The sequence below is a fragment of the Haloarcula sp. H-hyl6 genome, assembly GCF_056934455.1.
Genome location: NZ_JBRIIK010000001.1, coordinates 1,899,542 through 1,916,002 on the forward strand (window position 1 = coordinate 1,899,542; position 16,461 = coordinate 1,916,002).

A 16,461-nucleotide genomic window follows, 5' to 3' on the forward strand; every position below is an offset into this window, starting at 1 on the left:
CCCCGAAAGGGGCCGCTCACGGTAGGATTGACTACTATGAGCCGCGACAAATCGCAAGACGGCGAGGCGGTGGTTCAGGGAATCCCAACGGCCACCCAGCCGTCCAAGGTTGAATTGAACGAGAAGCAAATTACCGACTACCAGCACCACCGCAAGCGGATGCTCCGCTGGTGCCTCAACCTCGGGAAAGACCCCGATGAGGCGGTCGGGTACTCCGAGGACACCATCCGTGTCCGTGCGGGTCACATCGACCGCTTCTACCGATGGGTCTGGAACAACGCGTCGGACGGATATACCACGCACGTCACCGAAGAGCAGGCAGATCAGTACCTCAAGGAGTTGGCCTACCGAGATGACCTGTCACGGTCGACTGCGAACAAGTACAAGAAGGCCCTCCAGATGCTTTTCAAATGGCGGTCGTACGATCTCGGCGAAGGCCACGACTGGGAACCTGCTCTCACCTTCTCGACGAACGACACTAGCAGCCAGCCGCGTGACTACCTCTCCCGAGACGAACGTAAACAGCTCCGTGAGGGTGTCCTCGAACTTGGCGACGAGATTCCAAGCTACAAATCCGTCACACCCGAAGAACGTCAGCGCATCAAGAAACTCCTCGCAGTTCGCCTCGCCAGGCCACTCGACGAGATCGGAAAGGATGACTGGAAGGAGGAGCGGTCGTGGAAGTATCTCTCGATGATCTTCACTACCCTCGATGCTGGGCTTCGACCGACCGAGGTTGGACGGGCGACAACCGGCTGGGTGGACATCGACAACGCCGTTCTGCGAATTCCAAAGGATGAGTCTTCGAAGAACCGTGAGAACTGGACGGTCGCGCTTGGTGAACAAACTGCTGACATCCTTGACCGCTGGCTCACCGAGCGTCAAACGTACACGCGGTACGATGGACGGGACGAAATCTGGCTGACCCGTCGTGGTAATCCCTATTCGTCAAGCTCGTGCAACGGCCTCTTCCGTCGTGTGCTGGAATATACTGACATCGACAGGGACGTGACGTGGTACTCTATCCGCCACTCCGTCGGGACATACATGTCGGCCGAGGCCGGACTCGGTGCGACGCAGCAACAACTCAGGCACAAGTCGTCGCAGACCACACTCAAATACGATCAAGCTCCTCCAGAGGAGCGGAGGGACGCTCTCGACAGGATGTGAGCATACCTGCTCAGTCCCGCAGGACGAACAGACACCTTCCAGTGGCGTCGGTCCGAGATCTCCCACTCGTGATTCTCGGTTCGAGACGGCTCTTCAATCGATGAAACACCGTCTCAACGGGTGACTACTACAGGACTCACGTACTTGCCTCATATATCATGTCCAACGGGGAATCAAGAGGGTGGTATAGCCCACGACTACGCGCGACGCGAACCCGCCTTCATCAGTTTGGGCGGCATCTGGTGAACGAATACTTCGTCGAATACGGCACGCTCGTCGTGTTCGGAGCGTACAGCTTTGTCTTCCTCTATTATGGATCTCTGAAGATACAAGCCCTCGTCACCGGGCTTTCGACGCCAGTTCGTGGTGAGCTCGGGAATCTCGTTCATCTGATCGGGTTACCAGAGATCGGCATTACCCTCACGATGGTAAAGGCATTCATCGGCCTCTACGAGGTGGCGCTCGGCTTACTGTTTGCCACCCGGAATATGGAATTCGTGCTTCCACTGTTTCTGGTTCACCAAATCACGACGTTGGTCGTACTCGGCCTCGGCCGTGGATTCTACTTCCAAGAGCCGTTCCTCTTTGGACTCCCGTGGCTTTTCGACACGCTCGCGGCATACATCCTCAAGAATACAATCTACATTGGCGGCTTCTTAGTGCTCGCAGCGGTCGAATTCGGAGATGAGACACCGAAGTCCGCAACTCGGTCATAACGGCAAGAGGTCACCTCCCTCCGTGTACGCTGGCTCATCTGGGTTCGCGCTTGAAGTGTTTCACACGTTGAGACAGTATTTCACCCGGTGATTATCTGAGGAATTGGTTCATCGAATGGCGATGTATGACGAAACACCCGCTAGGAACTGTCGCTGAACTCGGTGAGGATGCTATCCCATCCCTTGATAGTGATCTTCGAGGCGATCTCATTCTCCCGGATCACGAGGACTACAACGATACTCGCAACGTCTGGAATGGTCTTGCGAACAAGTATCCCGCTGTAATCGTCCGAGCACAGGGTAGTGCCGACATTGCTCGTGCCATCGACTTCGCACAGGAGAATGGTCTCGAAATCAGTGTCCGTGGTGGGTCACATCACCAGACCGGCGCGGCGATGGTCGACAACGGTCTCGTCGTCGACCTCGAAGATATGGACGACATCGATGTCGATCCCGAGGCGAAGGTCGCACGTGTGGGCCCCGGAGCCCGCGCGGAGGATGTGCTTGCCGAGACGCAGGAGTACGGCCTCGCTACACCCACCGGTAGCGCCGGCGACGTCGGTATCCCCGGATCCACACTCGGCGGTGGCATTGGTTGGATTCGCCGCAAGCACGGCCTCGGTATCGACGCACTCCGCAGCGTCGAGATCGTTACGCCTGATGGCGAAATACGCGAGGCATCGCCCGACAACAACGAGGTGCTCTTCTGGGCCGTCCGCGGTGGCGGTGGAAACTTCGGCGTCATCGCTAGTTTCGAGTTCGAACTGTACGAGGTCGGCCCAATCGTCGGTGGTCTCGGTGTGTTCTACCCCGCCGAACACACCGAGGAGGTGATGGAGACTCACCGCGAGGTCATCGAAGATGCACCCGAAGAACTGACCACGATCCTTCTATCGGGCCATGTCCCGAACCTGCCCCCGATGCCGGACGAGGCCGCCGGGCAGGACGCGGTCGCCATCCTCGGCTGTTACGCCGGCGACCCCGAAGAGGGAATGGAAGTCATCGCCCCACTCCGTGAGATCGCAGAACCGATCGTCGATATGAGCGAACCGATGCCCTACGAGGTACTTCACGACCTCGGCACGCAAATGTATCCGTGGGGGCGCAACTACGTCCACCGCTCTGTCTTCGTCGACGACCTCACCGACGAGATCCACGACATTATCGCCGAGCAGACGAAGGCCGCACCCGGCGATCTCGATGCGATTGGCGTCTGGCCGCTCGGCGGGAACATCGGTCACGGTGAGGATGCTGCCTTCGCGTGGGACGACAAGCAGTACATGATCACCGTCGAGGCGAACTGGGAACACTACGACAACGAGTCCGAGTTCGAGTGGGTGCGCGATGTCGAACGTCAACTCCGCGATTCCGGTGGAGAAGGTTCGTATTCCGGCTTCACCGGTGTCGAGGAGCAAGAGTGGGAGGATTGGGGGACGCAAGTGTACGCCGAGAACTACGACCGACTCGCCAAAGTCAAAGCTCAGTACGACCCGTCGAACGTGTTCCACCATAACGTCAACATCGAACCGACAGACACGACGGAACTGTCGAACCCGACGACGACCGACTGACGTTCGGTGTGTGTCCACAGTTTGGGGACTACGATGGAGATATGAGCAACGCTCCTCGCAGTTACTGGGCCACCGAGCGGGAGCTTGAACGCGAACGTCGAGTCATCGATGGTGTTGGCGTCTCAGCCCCGCTCGCCAGTAACACCGATGTAACGTGGTGCGGTTGATGTCGCATAAGCCATTTTTGAATAGCGATAGAACATCGCCACTGCGTATAGCGGCTGGCGCAGGGACTCTCGATCACCTACTGAGAAAATACACCAACTCAATAACCACTCATGTCTGGTAACAAAACACGTGTCCTCGTAACGGGTGCGACTGGTAATCAAGGCGGCGCAGTCGTCGACCATCTGCTCGCGGCTGAGGCGGAGTTCGACGTCCGCGGACTGACGCGCGATGCCGAGAGTGATGCCGCACAGCAGCTCGAAGACCGCGGTGTCACGATGGTCGAAGGCGACCTCGACGACCCGGACACCCTCCGTCCACACGTCGCTGACGTGGACGCGGTATTCGCAGTGACGAACTTCTGGACGCAGGGATACGAGACGCAGGTACAGCAGGGCAAGAACATCGCGGACGTCGCCGCCGAGGAGGGCATCGACCACGTCGTGTTCAGCGGCGTCGGAAGCCACGAGAAAGATACCGGCATCCCGCACTTCGACTCGGCGTGGGAGATTGAACAGCACGCCCAAGATCTCGACCTCCCGATGACGGTTCTCCAGCCGGTGTTCTTCTTCCAGAACTTCGAAGCCTTTGCGGAAGACATCCTCGACGGGACGCTCGCGTTCCCGCTCGAAGAGGGCGTCGAGCTACAGATGGTCGACGTCGACGACCTCGGGCACGCCGCCGCCGTCGCATTCGAGCATCCTGAGGAGTTCACCGGGGACCGGATCGAACTCGCCGGCGACGAACTGACGCTCACGGAGACAGCGGAGGTTCTCTCGGAGGTTACCGGCGTCGACGTTGAGGCTGTCCACGTGCCGACGGACGAGGCCGTCGAAGACTTCGGCGAGGAGTTTACCGTGATGTGTGAGTGGTTCAACGAGGTCGGCTACGCCGCCGACATCCCAGCGCTCGAAGAGCGGCTCGGATTCGAGTTCACGACGCTGCCGGAGTATCTCACCGAGCACGGCTGGGAGGACAAAGACGGGATGGCCAGCATCCCCGGCTGGGTCAAGGCGATGTGAAATCAGAACACCGATATCGCCGGCAGTGTCAGTATCCTTCGAGACCGCTGACCGACGACATAGCGTCGGTCGATATCTAAACCACTCTCTCGGTAGAACGTTTCCGTGTGGACAGGGCGGGTAGGTGTGATTTACTACACAAGATGGCTGCTATGGCTGAGAACTCCCATCGAGAAGACTACTCGTCGCGTCTCAGCTACTTCCCCGTCCATCCCTCCGGCTGGACGCAACAGTCACCAATGGTGGATACTCTGACAATTCGCCCTCTGACGGGTCGGGAGTTGAGGGTGTATCCCTCTTCCAGATCAATCTCCGACGCTGTCGTAGCCAAGTCCTGACGCCGATTGGCACGTCGTCATCGAGCCACCCATCGATCTAGCACGAGGTCGATTGCGTTCGAGTTCCGCGAGTGGAGACACAACTACGACGACGAGGTTGACGGACGCACCGTTGAGGCAATTAGGGAGGCCGAGGTGCTGTCGAACGAGTCCTTCCCGGGCATCTATACTCGATAGACGAAGCGTCATTTCACGCGTTGAAACGAAGTTTCACACAGTGAGCATAGAATCTGGTAGTCACAGGTACGTAATGATGCCACGTCGGACAGAATTAGCAGCACGGTGTAATCGGAGGAAAGTTCTCGCAGCCACTGCTGGTGGGCTCACATCTGCTCTTGCTGGGTGTACTGGTGGAAGCGGCAGTACGGACTCTGATGCGAGTTCGACGCCTCAACCGACAGCAACTCCAACAGGAACATCGACACAAACGACCAGCTCTCCGCAACAATCGCTGGACGAGCAGCTCGCGACGGTACGAGAGGCGACCTCGAAGTACGCGAGTATCGAGAAGGCCTTAGAAGACGGCTACAAATTCGGTGGCCCCTACGTTCCGGGGATGGGGTGGCACGCCCAGAACCCCGAGTACCTCAAGCAAGCCGCACAGAACGGGTTCGACCTCGAGAAGCCACCAATACTCACGTACGTCGAGACAGAGGACGGATTGAAACTCGGCTCGGCTGAGTTTGGCGGGCCCAAGGAAGCAGTCCCGACCGACCCCGACCTATTCGCAGACGAGACAACTGATGCCTCCGAGGAGTGGCACACTCACGGTGCAGCCACGCACGTATTCGCCAAACCGGACGACCAGCAGAACAGCCCACAAAACCTATCGCTCGATGAACTTGCCACCCGAGACTACTGGTCGGAGTTCCATCCACCCGATTCGGATCTCGCTGCCGGCGATACCGTCTCACTCGACTGGGGGACGGCGAGTGGGAAAGAAGGTGACCGAACCGAGCGTATCGCCGATATCGTGAGTACTCACCCGGGTCTCAGGACGCTACACGCGTGGGTACACGCAGACAATCCAGCGGGTGTTTTCGCCCCGGTGAACCCGAAGTTCACTGACAGTGATGGCGGCCATCACGAGGGAGGCACCGAGAGCGGACACGATCACTGACTGGGGGTACGCGAAACTGATTTCTTAATCTATCCGGGCCTATTAAAACTCTCAACCGACGACTGATCCCGGAAACTGTGCTGAATAACGCGGCTTGCTCATGAAAGATTGTTCTCTCCCGCTGTGCGCCCCGCTGACGGTTAGGTTTCTACGCGGGGTTGTACTCCTCATCTGAGACGTGTTCCAACCAATCGACGGCTTTCCCGTCACGCTGTTCTTGAACGGCTATGTGTGTCATCGATATGTCGGGCATCGCACCATGCCACTGTTTCTCTCCCGGCGGGAACCATACCACGTCGCCCGCACTAATCTGCTCGATTTCGCCGCCATCTCGTTGTACGAGGCCACACCCGCTTGTGACGACGAGTTGCTGACCGAGGGGGTGTGTGCCACGCGGAGCGGGTGCCCGGCTCAAACGTCACGCTCGTCGGCTCCAGTTCCGCCCCTTCGAAGTCAGGGGCGAACACCTGCGAGACGGACTCTTCCAATTCGGCGGTGAGTTTGTAGACCAGGTCGTCGTTGGTCTCCCCGACTAAATCCGCCGCCAAGATTTCGTCGAGGGCCAGTCGGTCTTTTTCAGAGACACCGTCATCGGGGGCAAACGTGTGACGTTACACGGTCTCTTTTAACGCAAGCTGGCCCTTATTCGTAAAGCTTGAACTGTCTCCATTGGTGACGGCTTCATAAGAACCGATGGACGACGAGGCGATTATCAGATTAGCTCTGGACAGAGAACCGTACTTGCAGTGTCTGTCTCAACGGGCGGCAAAACCACGCGATCTGGTCGACGAACTCGGAGATTCGCGAGCTACTGTTCATCGTGCGACCGACGAGCTATCTGAACACGGTCTGGTTGAGCGAGGTGACCGTGGGAACTGGCGACTCACTCCGAAGGGAGATTTTGTCTATAGCACTGTAGACAATACGAGAGAAATTGTCGACGGAATCGAGGAGGGTTCTGAACTACTTGCTGATCTACCTTCTGAACTCGATATTCCACCCGCTGTGTTCAGTGAGGCATATTTGGGCGTTCCCTCGCCTCCTTCACCCACATACCCCTTAGAACGAACTGTGAAGAAGTTCCGTCAAGCAGACCGTATCCGAGGCATCGCTCGAGGCGATACGATTCCCGAGCTCGCAGAGGTCGTCTACGAACGAGGCGCGGTCGATGACGAATTAGAGGTGGAGTACGTCCTCTCGTCCGACCTGTTCGAGTGGTATCGAGAGCGCAAATCCAGCAAACTGTCAGCCGTTCTCTCGTCCGAACATCTCGAGGTATCTGTTCACGACTCAGTTCCAGTGGGTGTTGCCGTGTGGGACATCGACAACGACACCGAGATGCAGATTATTACGTATGGCGACGACGGCACCTTCAGCGGGAACATCGTCTCAAGCCATCCCGTCGCAGTCGAGTGGGCACACCAGATGGTTTCGAAGTATCGACGCGAAGCACGGCCGGTGACTGATGGTATCGAGTGATGCCGGCCCAGCAGCGTCTGCCAGTACGAACGCTATCCGCCAGCGTTTATCAGCGATGACCAGCTACCGCGGGTATCGTGAGGAACCTACGCGTGACTGACTTGACCCGTACCCTTCCGGTACATCGATGACGGTGGAAAGTGGCGACACAAGCGTCAGAGACCAGCAGCTCCAATTCCCCGTGCAATCGAAGCCAAGCGTTGCTGGTCTCACGCGGCCAGAGTCCGAACTCCGCCGTGAGGACTGCAGAGCCACCCATCGCCGTTCAGATCCGCCTCTTGGTTTCTTTACCCGTTTTCGCGTCACGATAACGGCTCCGCCGTCTCCGAATGCAGAGAGCTTCATCGGCGACGAAACGCTGGTTAACACGCCATTGAATCCGTGTTCGTGCCTTACCATCCAGATATACAACTTCCTCCTGACAGTAGGATGATGGTATGCAGTTCCGGAGAACGTTCCTCAAAGCTCTTGGATTGACGACCATCGGGGCGACGGTAGGCGAAGCGACCGTCTCGGAGAGCGCATCGGCGGTGGCGAGCGCACAGCAACCCGCGACCGACTGGCCGATGCGAGCGCACGACCCTCTCGGAACCGGGTACAACTCGGGCGGTGTAGCTCTCACAGACCGACCGTTCGTGGACTGGAGCCGTCGGCTCCCTGCGGACGAGGACGGGTCGGCAGTCGAGTGGGGGGTCGGGATGCCGGCGGTAGTGGACGGCACTTGTTACGCGAGCGGCGCGCGGGACGTCGACGGCGAGACGAGCGAGGCAGTCGCGGTCGCGGTCGACCTCGGGACGGGTGAGTCACGCTGGCAGACGCGACTCGGTGGGCCGGCGCACAACGCCCATCCGACCGTCACTGGCGAGACCGTCTACGTCTACGGCGAGCGGACGGTGTACGCCCTGTCGCGCACAGACGGGGCCGTCGAGTGGGAACACGAACTCGACCGCGGTATCCGGACGGCGCCGACGGTGGTCGACGGGACGCTGTACGTCGCGGACTCGGCGCGGAACGGCGGCGGGTCGGTGTACGCGCTCGACGCGACGACGGGCGAGCGACAGTGGGACACGGCCGTCGGGACGGGAAGCGAGGACCGCCTCGTCGCGGACGGCGAGGCGGTGTTCGTCACGTCCGAGGCGGGCGTGTCGAGTCTCTCGACGGCCGACGGGACGGTAAACTGGCAGCGAGAGGCCGGGGGCGAACTCCCGGCGACGTGGCCGACGGTGAGCGGCGAGACGCTCCTCGTCACGACCGACACCGCAGTCGAGGCGAGGGCCGTCTCCGACGGGTCGGTCCGCTGGCGCACGTCGTTCGCGACGGACGGGATGGCCGGGCCCGAACCGACGCCGACCGGCGCGCCCGTCGTCGACGGAGAGCGGGTCGTCCTCGGGACGGCCGAAGACAGGACGATTACCGCACTGAGCCTCGACGACGGGAGCGTCGCGTGGCGCATCGACGTCGATAGCCGCGAGGTGCCGGAACGACTCACGCTGACCGACGGCGTGCTCTACGCCACCGTGAGTTGGCACGGCGGCCAGGCGTACGATGGACTCGCTCAGGAGGAAGCCCCACAGGCCCGCGTGTGGGCAATCGCTCCTGGCGACGGGTCGATACGGTGGCGGCTTCCGGTGCGAAGCGTCGAATCCGGTGGCCCCTCGATAGCGCCGAAGGGGATACCGGGCCCCTCCGCGGTGGTTCCGACGGCCGACAGCGTGGTCGTCCTCGACGGGTACAACTACCTGTATCGGCTGTCGGCGTCAGACCCGGACGTGCTGTGGCGCTTCGACGCCGGGTCACCGGTGCTAGCAAGCCCTGCAGTGACCGGGCAGACGGCGTTCGTCACAGACAGAGACGGGACGCTGCGCGCCCTCGATGCGGAGACTGCAGACACGCGGTGGCAAACCGACGGGGTGAGCGGCGACCCGGTGCTCGCCGACGGGCGCGTCATCGCGGAGACCGAGACGAACCTCGCCGCGTTCGACGCCGAGACGGGCGCGGTGGCGTGGGAGTTGTCGGCGGACCGCCCCGCTGTGGCCGACCCGACGGCGGCCGACGAGACGGTGTACGGGATACTCGAGGCGGAGTCGGGTGTGCGAGCACTCGACGCGGCGACCGGTGACACTCGGTGGACGTTCACGCTGGAGGACCAGTGTCCCGGGGGCGGGGAACCGGCGGGCGACCTTCTCGTCGACGACGACCACGTTTACGTCCCGACGACCGAGCGAATCCTCGCGCTGAATCGGGCCGACGGGACGCCCGACTGGGTCGAACCGGTGTCGAACCTCCGGGGGGTCGCGCTCGACGGCGACGCCCTCGTCTACTGCCGGCGGCCGGAGGGCGACTACGACCGACAGGAGATTCTCGCGCTGGGGACGGACGAGGGTACGACCCGGTGGACGGTCGAACTCGACTGGGAACGGCCGGTCAGGGCGCTCGCCGCCGCCGATGGGTCGGTGTACGCGGTGCGGACGACCGAGCGGGAGTTCGAAACCCGCCAGCGGTTCGAGGAATCGGTACAAGCCATCGAGCCGGACGGGACCGTCCGCTGGACGCGGACGCTCGACCCGTCGACCGACACCCGGTTCGTCGAACCGACCGTGGTGGACGGGACGGTGTTCGCAGTCGGGAACTTCCGACTGCACGCACTGGCGACCGACGACGGAAGCCTGCGCCGACGGTTCGAGACGACCGGACTGGTCCGGTCCCGTCCGAGCGTCGGCACCGAGAGCGTCTTCGTCGGGAGCGCCGACGGCTACCTGTATCGGTTCGACCGACCCTGAACGGGGGCGGCGTCCCCACGTCACCGGCACGTCGTCGTGCGGTCCGGTAGCCTCGCCCACTCACGACGTGGCCTGCCGGCATCCGTACGAGCGGTGGGGTCGAAAAGTAATCATTAAACCGCGCGCCGACTGACCGTCAGGATATGCAACGACGAGCCGCGGCGGCATACTTCGCGTTCTTCCTCGTCGTCAGTGTCGCAGCCTACGCGTACATTGGCGTCGCGGAGAGCCAGCGGCCGGAGGTGTCACTCGAGGCCAACGCCGAGTTGACCAACGACAGCACGTTCAGTGTCGGCGGGACCACCTACACCGTCTCGAACATCCACATGTCCAGCGGTGGTGGTGGCGGACACGGTGGCGGTGGTGGCGGGTCGATGGCTGCCGACATGTCGTGGACCAACGAATCGTGGCAGTACTCCGGGACGTTAGAGAACGGGTCGACGACCACCATCAACAACCAGACGTGGCTGGTCACGACCGACAACGAGTCCAAGTCGGTGACCTACACCGAGCAGTTGAACGCCTCCCAACTGGCCACGGAGGACCCGGCCGTCGAGAACTCGCTGTCGTCCCAGAACGGCACGCAGTACGTCGTCTACCGCGAGAATGGCTCGCGACAGCCCGTTAGCGAGTGGCTGCCGGAACCCCAGACCCAAACCTTCCAGCAGTCCGAGACCATCCCGTACCAGAGCGACAGCGGCGTCAAACAGGCGACGCTCTCGCAGGTGACCGCCAGCAGTGCGACGGTCACGTGGGTCGCACCCCGGAACCGCACCGTCGAACTCAGCGAGGGCGGGAACGTCACCCTGCAGGGCCAGCAGTACTTCGCGCACTTCCCGGACCACCAGACGGTTCAGATAGTCAGCGTCGACGAGTACCCGACCTATCAGGACCAACTCGACAGTCAGGACTACTTCCACGAGCGCAAGAACGGGCTCTGGGGCGTCTCCATCCTCTCGGGCATCGCGGCGGTGCTGATGCTCGGGATGGCGTACCTCCCGACGCGCGGCTGAGACCGTAGAAGACGTTTTTCGCGCTTATTCGCCGCTGACGGCGAGATACGTCAGTGCGACGCCGACGACGGCCATCAGGACGGCGCCGACGACCTGCAGTATCGCGCTGCCGATGGCCGCGTGCGTCGTCCACGGCGCGCCGGCTATCGTTCCGAGAGCGGCGAGGACGAGGAACGTTCCAGCGGCGGTGCCGAACGGTTTGAGCGGACTCCCGAAGCGGTCGGTGAGGGTGGTCATACACGACCGCTCGGCGGTGAGCGTGGTAAATCAACCGGTCTCCCGTCGTGTCCGGCGGCGACACCGCTCGCTGCGCTCGTCAGTTCGTTGCACGGGCCGGGAGGGAGTTGAACCCCCGACCATCTGGTTAAAAGCCAGACGCTCTGCCTGACTGAGCTACCGGCCCTCGATAGTCGCTGGGGGGAGTGGCGATTAAGACCTTACGGTCCGTCGTCGAGCGTCGTCTCCAACGCCTCGGTGACGACGGCACTCGGGTCCGTGGCGTCGAGTGCGGCGCGGCGGCGGAGCTTACAGTAGGCGTCGACGTCGACGTCGACGGTGAGGCGCCCGAGTTGGTACCCCTCCTCGGAAAGCGCACCCTCGATGCTCGCGCCGTCGTTGACGCTGCTCGCGACCGAGCGAATCTGCCGGACCGTCAGGTCGTGGTCGAGGGCGGCCCACGCCAGTAACAGGCGGGCCTCGCCGGCGACGCGGGCGATGTGCTTGGCGGCGGTGGGGGCGATTTCGCCCTTGGCGACGTGGATGCGGATAGAGCGTGGCAGGTCGTGGACCCGCGACCACTTCCGGATGAAGGAGACGGTGGCCTCGCCCCCGGCCCGTTCGGCGGCGGCCTTGTACGACCCCTCGCCGCGGACGAGCGCCGCACACGCCGCCGCGCCGCGGAGCATGTAGACGTTGTCGTCGGCGCCCGCCGTGTTCTCGGAGAAGCGACGGACCGTCTCGGCGGCGAGTTCGAGACTCTCGGGGTCGTCGGGGTCGAACTCGACGGCCTCGTCGGCGTGTTGGCCGGTGAAGTTCGGGTCGCCCCGGATGACTGGCTTCCCGACCGGCGACTTACGGTCGGTCGACGGTGCGTCCTCTGGCATCGTCACCTCGTTGGTCGCCAGCGCACAAAAGTATCCCGTCCGGGGTCACACACCCGTCTCAGTCGTCCGAAGCGCTCTCGCGCTCCTCGCTCATGTGTTCCCAGATTTCGGTGCAGCCACACCCGTCCTCGACGTTGTCGAGGTGGTCGGTGGTTGGTTCGTCGACTTCGGCGTCGGGTTCGTCGTGCGTTTGGTGTGCGTTCGTCATCGTTTCTGTTGGCGCGGCGACGTGAGTCCCCGCGTGTCGCTATCCCTCTGTAATAGACCCGCCATCATAAGGCCGCACTCTCCTGTAATTGTGACCCGCACTGCGGCTTACCGGCAACGCGTGCAGCTACCTTGTACGCCGGCTGACAGATAGGGCGTCGTGGTACCGAGGCCCACGCACCGCCGGACGAGACCGCCTTCGGTGCGACCCCGGCGAAACTTGCGAACGACGACGCCCTCAGGTAGTCGGGACGTCTAATGAGATGTAATGACGACCGACGTTCACCAACTCGACGACGGGGCGTGGATATCCGTCAACGACTCGCGGGAAGTGAACGTCTCGGACCTCTGGCTGTTGGCCCGGAGCGACTTCTGTGACTGTGAGACGACCGATTTCCTCGCCGAGGGGTTCGTCAAAGTCGGCGTCGACCACCCGGACATCGAGGCGCGCATCGCGGGCCAGTGCATCGCGTGTGGAGAGAGCGGCGTCACCGACTGGCTGACCGTCGGCCGCGTCGTAGACCCGGAGTCGGGCGAGTTCTACGGCGTCGTTCACGAGAGCGTCCATTTCCCGGAGAAGCGAACGAGACTGGCCCGTCCCGACGAATAGGCAATATCGTCCTGTTTCGGGGAGCGGGGGAGACGGTTGACGGCAAAGCGTGGCGTATAAGGCTGGATATCTAGTGGGGAAACACAATCAGCCATGCCGAGCAAAGTAGAGAAATGGAAGGACGAAGTCTACGGTAACGAGATACGGGAGCACCTCTTGGAGTTCGCAGAGCAGGGTTGGGAGTCCATCCCGGAGGACGAACAGGACGCGTGGTTCGAGCGCTTCAAGTGGTGGGGCCTGTACCACCAGCGCTCCGGGCAGGAGTCGTACTTCATGATGCGCATCGGGACGCCGAACGGCGTCATCGAACCCGGCCAACTCGAAGTCATCGGCGAAGTCGCCAAGGAGTACGCCTCCGGCCCGGCCGAGAACCCCGAGTTCGGCGACGCGTACTGTGACTGGACCACCCGCCAGTCCATCCAACTCCACTGGATAAAGCTCGAGGACATCCCGGAGATATTCGAGAAGCTCGAATCCGTCGGTCTCACGACCCAGCAGGCCTGCGGTGACTCGTGGCGGAACATCGTCGGCTGTCCGGTCGCCGGCAAGGACAAACACGAGCACATCGACGCGTGGCCCGTCGCCGAGGAACTCCACGAGACGTTCAAGGGCAACGACGACTACGCGAACCTCCCCCGGAAGTGGAAGGTGGCCGTCACCGGTTGTGACGAGGGCTGTGGGCAGGGTGACATCAACGACCTCGCCTTCGAACCGGCCGAGAAGGACGGCGAACTCGGGTTCAACGTCCGCGTCGGCGGCGGCCTCTCACGGAAGGAGGCCCGCCTCGCCCGCGACATCGACGTCTGGGTGCCCCCGGAGCAGGCCGCCGACGTCGCCGCCGGCATGTCCGGACTGTTCAACGAGTACGGTGACCGCGACGACCGCTTCAACGCCCGCATCAAGTTCCTCATGGACGAGTGGGGCCCCGAGAAGATGCGACAGGTCCTGCAAGACGAGTTCGTCGACTTCGAACTGGAGACGGCGGGCGAGGACATGCGCGACCAGTACACCTACAACTCCGGCGGCAACGAGGGCCACGACGACCACGTCGGCGTCCACGAACAGGACGACGGCAACTACTACGTCGGCCTGAACGTCCTCGTCGGCCGGATGGGTGCCGACGACACGCTGGAGCTCGCCGAACTCGCCGAGGAGTACGGCTCCGGCGAGGTCCGCCTGACCCAGCGCCAGAACGTCATCGTCATGGACGTGCCCGAGGAGAACCTCGAGGACCTCAAGAACGAGCCTCTGCTGGAGGACTACTCGCCCGACCCCTCGCCGTTCATGCGTGGCTCCATCGCCTGTACCGGCACGGAGTTCTGCTCGCTGTCCATCGTCGAGACGAAGAACCGGCAGGTCCGCTACGCCCGCTGGCTCCGCGACAACGTCGAACTCCCCGCCGACCACGAGGACTTCCACATCCACCTCTCGGGCTGTACGGCCTCCTGTGCCCAGCCGCAGATCGCCGACGTCTCCCTGCGCGGCATGAAGACCCGCAAGGACGGCGAACCGGTCGAGGCGCTGGACATCGGTCTGGGCGGCGGCCTCGGTGAGGACCCGCGCTTCGCCGACTGGGTGGAGATGCGCGTCCCCGCCGACGAGGTGCCCGGTGCCATCAAGAACCTCGTCGAGAGCTTCACGGACCTCCGCGAGGACGGTGAGACGTTCCGAGACTTCGTGGAGGCCCGCGACGAGGACGCTCTCGCCGACCTCGTCGACCCCGAGGAGACCGACTACGAGGACCCGTACATGCACAACACGAAGACGACGTGGTACCCCTACGCCGAGGACGACTCCATGGACGCCTCGCCCGCCCCGACGAACGGGGAGGGCGAATCCCTGCCCTCTGACGACTGAGGGCGAACTGCTCGGCATCGCGGTCCGCCTTTTGTCGGGTCGACTTCACCGCAGAGCGGCGTATCGGCCTGCACCGCGTACGTCTGGACCGTCTCGTAGCGCGCGAAGCGAGACATCGACGGACGGGACCAGCGACAGCGTCGGAGATACCGCTCCCGGGCCCGGTGTCCCCCGCATACAGTCGAGAACGGGCTGTAGACGTGCCCGTCCACCGGATTCCGACGCCGCTCGGGAGGCCCGGTTCTCCGGACTGTGCGGGTCCGGAGTCGCAGTCGCGGGCGACCCACGCCGGGTCCCACACTCCTCGAAACCGTCGGTACGTATATGCGGGTTCGTTCGACCAACTCTGTATGGACGTCGCCGACGCGGGAAGGCACGCGCAGTCGATTGTCGACGAGGTGGGGGCCGCCGTCATCAGCGACAGGGCGTTTCTGGAGACCATCATGACCAGCGTCGTCGCCGGGGGACACGTCCTCTTGGAGGACGTCCCGGGGACGGGAAAGACGCTGACTGCGAACAGTTTCGCGAACGCGCTGGGACTCGAGTTCTCGCGCATCCAGTTCACGCCGGACCTCCTGCCGGCCGACATCACGGGGTCGAACATCTACAACGAGTCCGAGGGCACCTTCGAGTTCGTCCCGGGGCCCATCTTCGCCAACGTGGTGCTGGCCGACGAGATAAACCGAGCGCCGCCGAAGACCCAGTCGGCCCTGCTGGAGGCGATGGGTGAGGGGCAGGTCACCGTCGACGGCGAGGAACACGACCTGCCGGACCCCTTCTTGGTCATCGCCACGCAGAACCCAGTCGAACAGGAGGGGACCTTTCCCCTGCCGGAGGCGCAGGTGGACCGCTTCTGGTTCAAAGACTCCATCGGCTACCCGGACCGGGCGGGCGAGAAGGACCTCATCGACCGGCGGGCGGACCGCGAGTCGTCGACGCCGACGGTCGACTCGGTGGTGACCGCCGAGGAGATAACCCGGATACAGCACCTCCCGGAGTCGGTGACCGTCGACGACGACCTGCGGTGGTTCATCACCGACCTCGCACGAGAGACGCGCTCCCATCGGGCCGTCGACACCGGCGTCTCCCCGCGCGGGACGCAGCGACTGTTCGAGGTATCGCGGGCGCGTGCGGTCCTCGACGGGCGGGACTTCGTGACGCCCGACGACGTGACGACGGTGGCGCCGTCGACGCTGGCACACCGCCTCGTGCTCACGGCGCAGGCCCGGATGGACGACCGGAACAAGCGGGCCATCGTCCGGGACCTCCTCGACAGGCTAGACGTGCCGAACGTCGACGCCGCCGAGTAG

Annotated in this window: 14 protein-coding genes and 1 tRNA gene; 11 read left to right on the forward strand and 4 right to left on the reverse strand. The window is 62.8% G+C overall.

All coding sequences use genetic code 11. The features are described 5' to 3' along the window. The first annotated feature begins 36 nt into the window (after positions 1–36). From Hhyl6_RS09990 to Hhyl6_RS10025, 8 genes are all read left to right on the forward strand, one after another. On the forward strand, positions 37–1,170 hold the full coding sequence (locus Hhyl6_RS09990; protein ID WP_483739044.1) for a tyrosine-type recombinase/integrase: 1,134 nt from the start codon (positions 37–39) through the stop codon (positions 1,168–1,170). A gap of 242 nt (positions 1,171–1,412) precedes the next feature. Next, positions 1,413–1,886 carry a hypothetical protein gene (locus tag Hhyl6_RS09995; protein ID WP_483739045.1) on the forward strand — a complete coding sequence of 158 codons (474 nt, stop codon included), beginning with the start codon at positions 1,413–1,415 and terminating at the stop codon, positions 1,884–1,886. A 125-nt stretch (positions 1,887–2,011) separates the two neighbouring features. Further along, on the forward strand, positions 2,012–3,457 hold the full coding sequence (locus tag Hhyl6_RS10000) for an FAD-binding oxidoreductase (RefSeq protein ID WP_483739046.1): 1,446 nt from the start codon (positions 2,012–2,014) through the stop codon (positions 3,455–3,457). 278 nt (positions 3,458–3,735) lie between these two features. Next, a complete protein-coding gene (locus Hhyl6_RS10005) occupies positions 3,736–4,644 on the forward strand; it encodes an NmrA/HSCARG family protein (protein WP_483739047.1) in 909 nt (302 codons plus the stop codon). Between the two features lie 894 nt (positions 4,645–5,538). After that, positions 5,539–6,102, forward strand: a complete 564-nt coding sequence (locus Hhyl6_RS10010; RefSeq protein WP_483739048.1) for a hypothetical protein — start codon at positions 5,539–5,541, stop codon at positions 6,100–6,102. Between the two features lie 693 nt (positions 6,103–6,795). Continuing rightward, positions 6,796–7,581 (forward strand): helix-turn-helix transcriptional regulator, encoded by a 786-nt coding sequence (locus tag Hhyl6_RS10015; RefSeq protein ID WP_483739049.1) that lies wholly within the window; start codon positions 6,796–6,798, stop codon positions 7,579–7,581. Positions 7,582–8,018: 437 nt separating this feature from the next. After that, positions 8,019–10,361, forward strand: coding sequence for an outer membrane protein assembly factor BamB family protein (locus Hhyl6_RS10020; RefSeq protein ID WP_483739050.1), 2,343 nt, complete (start codon positions 8,019–8,021; stop codon positions 10,359–10,361). A 143-nt stretch (positions 10,362–10,504) separates the two neighbouring features. After that, positions 10,505–11,374 (forward strand): hypothetical protein, encoded by an 870-nt coding sequence (locus Hhyl6_RS10025; RefSeq protein ID WP_483739051.1) that lies wholly within the window; start codon positions 10,505–10,507, stop codon positions 11,372–11,374. A gap of 24 nt (positions 11,375–11,398) precedes the next feature. Here the strand turns inward: Hhyl6_RS10025 and Hhyl6_RS10030 are convergent, their stop codons facing one another. The 4 genes from Hhyl6_RS10030 to Hhyl6_RS10045 form a co-directional block, all read right to left on the reverse strand. Continuing rightward, the gene (locus Hhyl6_RS10030) at positions 11,399–11,611 is read right to left on the reverse strand and encodes a DUF8123 family protein (protein ID WP_483739052.1); all 213 of its coding nucleotides are present in this window, start codon (positions 11,609–11,611) and stop codon (positions 11,399–11,401) included. Between the two features lie 92 nt (positions 11,612–11,703). Further along, a tRNA-Lys gene (locus Hhyl6_RS10035) sits at positions 11,704–11,777 on the reverse strand. Positions 11,778–11,811: 34 nt separating this feature from the next. After that, a complete protein-coding gene (locus Hhyl6_RS10040; protein ID WP_483739053.1) occupies positions 11,812–12,477 on the reverse strand; it encodes a DUF7119 family protein in 666 nt (221 codons plus the stop codon). 58 nt (positions 12,478–12,535) lie between these two features. Further along, positions 12,536–12,685 (reverse strand): hypothetical protein, encoded by a 150-nt coding sequence (locus Hhyl6_RS10045; protein ID WP_483739054.1) that lies wholly within the window; start codon positions 12,683–12,685, stop codon positions 12,536–12,538. 267 nt (positions 12,686–12,952) lie between these two features. Between Hhyl6_RS10045 and Hhyl6_RS10050 the strand changes: the two genes are divergently transcribed. From Hhyl6_RS10050 to Hhyl6_RS10060, 3 genes are all read left to right on the forward strand, one after another. Next, positions 12,953–13,294, forward strand: coding sequence for a DUF8134 family protein (locus Hhyl6_RS10050; protein WP_483739055.1), 342 nt, complete (start codon positions 12,953–12,955; stop codon positions 13,292–13,294). Positions 13,295–13,387: 93 nt separating this feature from the next. Next, complete coding sequence (locus Hhyl6_RS10055; protein WP_483739056.1) at positions 13,388–15,151, forward strand: nitrite/sulfite reductase; 1,764 nt, start codon at positions 13,388–13,390, stop codon at positions 15,149–15,151. A gap of 350 nt (positions 15,152–15,501) precedes the next feature. Continuing rightward, complete coding sequence (locus Hhyl6_RS10060; protein ID WP_483739057.1) at positions 15,502–16,461, forward strand: AAA family ATPase; 960 nt, start codon at positions 15,502–15,504, stop codon at positions 16,459–16,461.

Bases quoted from the DNA above. Each gene is read 5' to 3' on its own strand.
- Hhyl6_RS09990 (WP_483739044.1), top strand. From the start codon at position 37: ATGAGCCGCGACAAATCGCAAGACGGCGAGGCGGTGGTTCAGGGAATC.
- Hhyl6_RS10000 (WP_483739046.1), top strand. From the start codon at position 2,012: ATGACGAAACACCCGCTAGGAACTGTCGCTGAACTCGGTGAGGATGCT.
- Hhyl6_RS10005 (WP_483739047.1), top strand. From the start codon at position 3,736: ATGTCTGGTAACAAAACACGTGTCCTCGTAACGGGTGCGACTGGTAAT.
- Hhyl6_RS10010 (WP_483739048.1), top strand. From the start codon at position 5,539: ATGGGGTGGCACGCCCAGAACCCCGAGTACCTCAAGCAAGCCGCACAG.
- Hhyl6_RS10015 (WP_483739049.1), top strand. From the start codon at position 6,796: ATGGACGACGAGGCGATTATCAGATTAGCTCTGGACAGAGAACCGTAC.
- Hhyl6_RS10020 (WP_483739050.1), top strand. From the start codon at position 8,019: ATGCAGTTCCGGAGAACGTTCCTCAAAGCTCTTGGATTGACGACCATC.
- Hhyl6_RS10025 (WP_483739051.1), top strand. From the start codon at position 10,505: ATGCAACGACGAGCCGCGGCGGCATACTTCGCGTTCTTCCTCGTCGTC.
- Hhyl6_RS10030 (WP_483739052.1), bottom strand. From the start codon at position 11,611: ATGACCACCCTCACCGACCGCTTCGGGAGTCCGCTCAAACCGTTCGGC.
- Hhyl6_RS10040 (WP_483739053.1), bottom strand. From the start codon at position 12,477: ATGCCAGAGGACGCACCGTCGACCGACCGTAAGTCGCCGGTCGGGAAG.
- Hhyl6_RS10045 (WP_483739054.1), bottom strand. From the start codon at position 12,685: ATGACGAACGCACACCAAACGCACGACGAACCCGACGCCGAAGTCGAC.
- Hhyl6_RS10050 (WP_483739055.1), top strand. From the start codon at position 12,953: ATGACGACCGACGTTCACCAACTCGACGACGGGGCGTGGATATCCGTC.
- Hhyl6_RS10055 (WP_483739056.1), top strand. From the start codon at position 13,388: ATGCCGAGCAAAGTAGAGAAATGGAAGGACGAAGTCTACGGTAACGAG.
- Hhyl6_RS10060 (WP_483739057.1), top strand. From the start codon at position 15,502: ATGGACGTCGCCGACGCGGGAAGGCACGCGCAGTCGATTGTCGACGAG.